This window comes from Vibrio crassostreae (assembly GCF_041439375.1).
Lineage (GTDB): Bacteria > Pseudomonadota > Gammaproteobacteria > Enterobacterales > Vibrionaceae > Vibrio > Vibrio crassostreae_D.
Genome location: NZ_JBGONY010000105.1, coordinates 1 through 7,398, shown reverse-complemented (window position 1 = coordinate 7,398; position 7,398 = coordinate 1). Strand labels below are relative to the sequence as shown.

Here is a 7,398-nt window from a genome sequence, read left to right as displayed (position 1 = left end):
AATAATCACCCATACTGGCCGTTTCTATCTGAGATCCAATTAGGAAACAAAGCCAGGGTGAGATGTATTTGATGTTGGACTAACTAAATAAACGCCGCCCCCTGCTGATGTGATGATTGCAAGGGCAATTATAAAACCCGTGTCAATACTGTTAATTAGGTAAACTGCTTCAGGGTAGTTTTGTACAAAACGAATAAGGTGCTGAACACTCTCCGGTTTCTGACTAATGGTTTCATCCGTATCTGACTCTTCGATTAATATCAGGCTAGTGCTAACTTCTTGCCAGAATTCGGCAGTAATTACATCATCAAATTCGAATGGTTCAGTCATGTGGTGTCGTAAAGCTGCTATCGTCACTCCTGGTAGAGGCAATGAATCAAGCTCATTGAATTGTGTGATTATTTTCATTTTCTAAACTCCATATATGAGAAAGCCCGAACTCATTCGTTGAGTTCGGGCTTGATAATGTTGATAAATTAAAGACTAAGCTTCACTAATAACTTGAGTAAGTAACTGTGCAGATTCACGTTGCTTATCTGAACTGATCTTCGCATAACGCATGGTCGAGTTGATTGAGCGGTGGCCTAATAGCTGTTTCAGCACACCTACATCAACACCAGATGAAATTAAAACTCCGGCATACGAGTGACGAGCCGTATGGAATACTATTTGATCAGCATCCTTCAAATTCAATCGTTGCTTAATATTATTGAACATCGATCTGGGCTGGCTGATATAGCAATTTGGCTTGTTTCCTGGGAACACGAACGGGTTACTCCCCTTCTGCAATAGCTGAAGGGCTTTGAATTCCGATATTGATTCTGAGGTAAGGTAAATCTGATGTTCATAGCCGCTCTTGGATAATTCCCGAGGTATTCGCATCACTCCTGACTCAAGATCAATATCCAGCCACTTAGCTGCTCTCAAGGACTTCTCTCGACACCCCAGCATAAAGAGAAGAATGATAAAACGGCTGCGAATGGGACAATACTCCTCCTGTCTTAACTCTGCGAAAACCATTTTAATCTCGCGAGGTGAAAGCCATCGCTGCCTAGCCCCTGTTTCCGGAAACAACTTCACACGATGCGCTACACTAGGGATTCCGTACTCCAATTCAACCATGCGTCCCATCGCCTTGAGAACACATAAAATCCGGTTCAGAGAACTTTTACTAAACTTGGTTCCACGCCAATGAACTTTATCCATTAACTTGGCAATCATTGACTGAATATGCGAAACCTTCAACTGATCGTATCCAATATCCCACACATCAGAACAATGATTAAAACGAGCAACATCGTGTTTCCATGTTTTCTTACGAGTCTTGGCGACCTTAATGTAATGATTGTGAAAGTAATCGGAAACGGACGGTATTTCTTGATTATTCGTTGATTCTTTCGGATTAATACCCTCACCGACCATCAACTTGATTCGTTGAGCTTGTTTGCGTGCTGTTGATAAAGGTACTTCAGGAAAAGTACCCAATGACATAGATCCTTTCTTGCCTTTAAGTGTATATCTGACTAGCCATTTTTTACGTCCATTCTTACCAACCAATAACTTGAAACCTGATAGGTCCGAACAACTGTATTCCGCCTCTGTAGAACGTGAGTCTGGATTATTAGGCGGTAAACTCGTGATTTTTGCTGTTGTAAATTTAAAGAATTTCTCCATTTTTAAGTTCCCCATCAAACATTACAGGTTAATTTTTTAATATACCACCCATATTTTTATTATTTCGGGAAACCTATCGAGACAAAGTATTAAATACCGTTAAAGTTAATTTAAATTTCATAATTGGCCTTTGATTTAATACATTAATAGAGTAAACATGTTATGAATTCTAATAAACACTTCGTATTTTTTCAACAGCACTCAAATAGTATTTACTAGCATCCTTGTACTGTAATTCAAGAGAATAACCTTTACTTTCACGATCACTAATAAATTTATTCATTAAGATCATATACATTGAAAAATCTTCATAGACTGACTTATCTATAAAAGGTTGTGCAGCAAACAACGTCGCGGCAAACTCCCGCTCCAATGCTATGATCTCTCTCTCGCTTACATTATATGGTAGCCTTTCCTTTGCTTCTTTAAGTATCTCTTCATTTTCCGGCGAAATTATATCAACGGCGCGATAAAGTGAAGAATCCATGTGCAGGGTCCCTGCAAGCTCTAATACATCTTTTAATAGATCGAGTTCATTCTTATAGTTTATCTCTTCCAGTCTCAATTCGGTTTTAGTTCTTTCAAGTTGTTCACCATAGTAACCAACTGTAGCGTAACCTGATGCAACGCCGGCGATAACAGCAATAATGAGGCTTCCAAAAAAACCCGCAACACTGAACTTAGTCATGAAATTAATATCCTTATCTTTACTTAATTACTAACACACTTACACCATCATAGTGTATAAACGCTAACTAGTGACATGACGCCATTAAATCTAAAACTTTCTCATCAGTATCTAGCTCATTAATAGCTTTTCGATTCTTTTAAGACTAGTTGGTCAAAAAGAACAAAAGCACACCAACTGATCAAGATGGTACTATTGCTTCTAATCGATATTATCAATTGTCCCTCGATTTAATATATGCTCAGAGACTTATCGCATAAAAACTAAGCCAAACCGACTTTACAAAATCTTCACCCGACAATTAAAGCTCAAATAGGATCAGATATGCTTAGGTCACTCAATCAATAAAAGTTGGTAACGACAGTAGGACCAATGGTTGTAATGACTATCTGTTGTATATTGCCGTCAAAGTTGAGTCCTAAAAATATTCGGACAAAGATTATCCATCATTTTAGCTAAACCTATGCACGTAGCAGGCTTAGAGTCATCGATAAAGTCATTATAAATCCCATCAACAAGACCACTTGCCGGATCTAAATGTAACACTTTTGACAATTCAAAAGTTAAGTTCAACATATCAGTATTATTTTGTAGTACGCATTTTTTCAAAGCAACAGAGCGTAATTCTCTGAACATATTTCTTTTTTTATCGTCCGGTTGCAAATCATATGGACAATACTGAGTCTTAAATACTTCGCTCATTAGGGCAATATTCTTTTTCTGTAATTCTAAATCTGTGGCTGGACTTGAAGAAAAAACCTGTACAGCCCCCAATACTAGAATTGCTAAGCCAAGAGCGCTTACAACCTCTTTCTCAGGTTCAAAGTTTGAGAACAATAGGTACACGAAAAAGATAAAGGTAAAAAGAACAGCGCCAGCTCCCCAATAGCGTCCATCAAAAAGTAGATAACCAGCGTAAACTAAAGGCGTAAGGAGCAATATTGTTATCGTAGCTAGTTTTAAGTAATGAAACATAACAAACCTGTTTATATACACACCTGTTCATATAAACAGATTCAATATATCACTGTCAATAAGTTTTCTATATTCTCATTAACTTTCTAAATCTAACCAAGTGGACACCAATCCTTAAATAGATATTAATTTAGGCTTCCTGTCCGCTTCTTAGTCCCCCCCACTAGACCGGACACAGCCAAGAGAAGCACAGGAATTTGACCTTGAACATCATGTCGCCATGTTTTCATGCGAGTTTTCGCAACTTCTATATAGTGATTGTGTAAGTAATCTGACACTGTTGGAATTTCTTGCTTAGTCGCAGAGTCTCTTGGATCGATACCTTCCACTATCATCAACTTGATCCGCTGAGCTTATTTTCTCGCTGTGGCTGAGCTGAACTCCGGAAAAGAGCCAAGATACATTGAGTTTGTCTTGCCATTTAGAATGAACCGAACTAGGCATTTCTTGCTTCCACTGTTGCCAACAAGAAGCTTAAAACCGTTATTTCTATGACGCTATATTCTACTTCAGTAAATCTAGAAGAGGGAGCATTAGGAGGTAAAGATTGAAGTTTCGTCGTCGTATATTTAAGGCGTTTTCCGTAGAGAGACTCTGTTTAAATTACACATCTCTAAAGAAGTACATACCTGATTTATTTGTTACAGCATTACTCGTACAGTAGATAACCAATTGCATCGGCTGGTTTTTCAGACCTATCAAGTGGCCTTAACTCATACCATCGTTCTCAAAACCTGGTCGTACTGCGCCTATACTCGATGCCAGATGGTTCCAATTCGTAGCAAAACATCTTTCATACAAGTGACATTGGTTAGAAGCCAGAAAATTTTTAAAATGACCATTACACTAACTCAGTAAAATCGCGAAAAAACACCGTCAAATTTAGATACCATAGCTGATAGAACACCGAATAAAACAATTAATATCAATCACTTATTAAAAAACAAATATAACGCTATCAATACACGAGTACCCGCAATTCACCCTGCATTATGGAAACCAACGCAAGGCAGATAATCTCACCACAGCAGCGTACGTTTAAGTTCTCAAGACAATCTCAGACAAAAAAAATAGAAATACTTAGACTCTTGCTCAAAACGCGTAATCTGCTGAATGTTGATTATATCGAATTTTCAATAGATCAAACTCGATACAGAATGTAAAATTAATTATTACCTTGTTTGAGAAGTTAAATATAACTTGAGTAAAAACATATAACCTCCTATAGGCTTATACCTGAGGAATAAATCGATAATAATTAATTGAATATATCATTTATTTTATCCACTTCCGTTTTTTTAATTGTTGTTGATTTATTATTCTTAGGCTTACCTACTACAGTTTTTTGTATGTGAATCACTGGTTCATCAATATCTTTTAATTCATCTTTAAGATAAGCAATAGCTCTTCCACTGTATTCATTAATATCGACATTTTGAATAATGTCATCTTCGATTGATAGAGATACATAGTATTCGTTTAGTATTTCCTCAATCATCTCTTTAATACAATCTTCAACTTGGGAGTTAACTTCATTTTCATCAATATCATCAGGCACCATACCTTCCGTATAAATTGAATAACTTCCTTCACATAAAATTGACTCGTCAAAATCATAGTCAATCTTGCTATCTATTTCTCCACTCCAGTAGTCATTAACTTCTTCTGAGAAATCACTTAGTAAATCATCTATTTCTGAATAATCGTCAATAATTGACAATAATGAAGAAACTTCAACCAAATCATCATGGTCTAAATGAGAGTTATATGTTCCATTCAAAAGGTGCTTCCAATTTATTGAATCTATATTATTAATCGCAGAAGATACTACCGCTATCTGACTCAATAAATCTAAGTAATTAGGCGAATTCACATTTCTATTATCATAAAACCATTCAACCAAAAAATTAAACTCACGGATAAATTTTTTAACAGTGAAATTTTCCGTATAATTATTTATTTCATTTTCACTAGCATATAAATAAAATCTGGGCTTTCGATATGTAATTCTTACAAGAGAGGTTATACCTAAATTGAAGTTATTAGTATTTACATTTTCATAGTCTATTTTCTCAATTACACTACACCATAGCGATTTAATTTTATCGCATTTAATATCGGTTGGTATTGAAGTAAATGAGAAATGTTCATCTATTGAAATTATTAATTTTGATAATAGTTCCACATTATTCAAGAGAGTTGGTATTACATAATCTCTAATTGATGGATTCTGCAATGAAAACTCTATACACTCACCTGGTTTAGTTTCTGTTTTTATTATTGCTCCATCAAGGCTTTTCAATGAATATCTGAAATTATAAATATCATCATACAAGTTTGTAACATTAATAAAAGCGCTTTTTAAACTTGGCTCGCTAATCCTTCTAGTAAGAGACACCAACCACGTAACTACTTTTTCATATTCATTAAGTTGATCTTTAATATGATAATTCCATACATTTTCAGGAAAGTCTAAAGAATCCATAATGTATTCCCAATATTTTTCAGCAGTTATACTTGATAGGCTTTTTTTATTTAGAATTAGCTCTATAATCCTTGGGCTATAGTTTTCATGTCTAATAACCTCAAAGTATCTCTTATTCTCAAATATTTGCGATATATGGTCATAATATTCATGCGCTGGATCTTTTGCAAAGTATAGATGGTTGTAGAGTATTCTTGCCTTATCCAACGAAGAAATATCATTAGCATTTATGCATATCCGACTACTAGAAAACTCAGCACGTTGTAATTTTTCTGAAGCATGGCAACCTTGATTAAAAATTGTAGTTCTAGAAGTTAAAATAAATTTCTTATATGGATCACTGATAACTCTATCTATAAACTTTGCAATTCTAGAGTCTTTATTATCCTCAATTAACTTCAGGTAATTACTTCCTAGAAAATCGTCAAAGTAGAATATCTGATATTTATCTTTTTTGAACATCCTATTTGCATCTTTTATATCGCTCTCAACAAAAACGAGCTCATATCTATCTTTACATGACATGTATTCATAACAAAGCATTCTTGCTAGCGTAGTTTTCCCTATGCCTGGCTCCCCAAGAATTACCACGCAATTGTCTCGATTTAGTATTTTCTTAGCTTTGTCATGAGCAGATGTTTTTACATATTTTTCAGATGTTCTCTTTATTGCATCAATTTCATTTTGAGTGTCAAATTCAATATCTGCATTTAGCAAATTTTCAAGGACATTTGTACTAGACAACCACAATTTATAATGGTTTTTTTCTATATCAGGAAAACCTTTAAGTAAGTCATTCAAATTTTCTTTACTAAAGATATCTTGCTTACGTAAGAAAGGAGAAAAAACCTTAGATAGTTCTGTTTTCTGATTCCTACTTAAAGGAATTGAACAAATGAAAATGTACCTAACCGGATTTAATTTTCTTACTTTATCTGCTTCAGTATTCTTGCAATGCCTTAAAAGTGCGCCATAACCGGATTTAAGATAATGTTTTGACTGGATTACAACTTCTCCACCATCAGGGGTGAAGAATCTTCCATCGACCCCCTGATCTTTCCCAGGTTTAAAGCGCTCAACAAATGTATCAAGTTTCTTCGATATTAAGTCATTTGCTAATTCTTCAAACTCCATGTCATTAAGGGTTTCAAAATTATAATCTGCCATATTTATACTCTCATTATCAAGCTAACGAATCAGCACAGTCACAATAATCTATGTATCACATTAGACTAGTGATTTGGCTATAAATCAATGCGTTACATCCATTAATTAACAATCAATAGAAAAAATATAACTTCCTCCCTCGACAGGACAACGACAAGAGACGCACAGAAATTTAGCCATGGGTATACTCGCACGGGAATTACGCACAGCTCATCAACACAGTAGATTCTTGGCACTTAACTCGCACAGGAAATCTGCACAGGGAACAAGAGATAGACAGGAGAAAGGATTCTGAGGAGAGGTTTATCTGAATTTTAGGCACAAAAAAACCAGCATTAAGCTGGCTTGATAATTCCGGACTTGAACCGGCACAACGCGAACGTCGAGGGATTTTAAATCCCTTGTGTCT

6 protein-coding genes are annotated in these 7,398 nt (G+C 35.4%); all 6 read right to left on the bottom strand.

Features of this window, described 5'->3' with window-relative positions; translation table 11 throughout:
* Positions 1 to 39 precede the first annotated feature (39 nt).
* The gene (locus tag ACED45_RS23435) at positions 40 to 408 is read right to left on the bottom strand and encodes a hypothetical protein (protein WP_371715149.1); all 369 of its coding nucleotides are present in this window, start codon (positions 406 to 408) and stop codon (positions 40 to 42) included.
* A gap of 75 nt (positions 409 to 483) precedes the next feature.
* Complete coding sequence (locus ACED45_RS23430) at positions 484 to 1,674, bottom strand: tyrosine-type recombinase/integrase (protein WP_371715148.1); 1,191 nt, start codon at positions 1,672 to 1,674, stop codon at positions 484 to 486.
* Positions 1,675 to 1,843: 169 nt separating this feature from the next.
* The gene (locus ACED45_RS23425) at positions 1,844 to 2,362 is read right to left on the bottom strand and encodes a hypothetical protein (RefSeq protein WP_010429959.1); all 519 of its coding nucleotides are present in this window, start codon (positions 2,360 to 2,362) and stop codon (positions 1,844 to 1,846) included.
* A gap of 405 nt (positions 2,363 to 2,767) precedes the next feature.
* The gene (locus ACED45_RS23420; protein ID WP_010429961.1) at positions 2,768 to 3,337 is read right to left on the bottom strand and encodes a hypothetical protein; all 570 of its coding nucleotides are present in this window, start codon (positions 3,335 to 3,337) and stop codon (positions 2,768 to 2,770) included.
* A gap of 125 nt (positions 3,338 to 3,462) precedes the next feature.
* On the bottom strand, positions 3,463 to 3,672 hold the full coding sequence (locus ACED45_RS23415; protein ID WP_371715147.1) for a hypothetical protein: 210 nt from the start codon (positions 3,670 to 3,672) through the stop codon (positions 3,463 to 3,465).
* 923 nt (positions 3,673 to 4,595) lie between these two features.
* Positions 4,596 to 6,989: a hypothetical protein gene (locus ACED45_RS23410; RefSeq protein WP_371715146.1), complete on the bottom strand. Its 2,394-nt coding sequence runs from the start codon at positions 6,987 to 6,989 to the stop codon at positions 4,596 to 4,598.
* Positions 6,990 to 7,398: the final 409 nt, after the last annotated feature.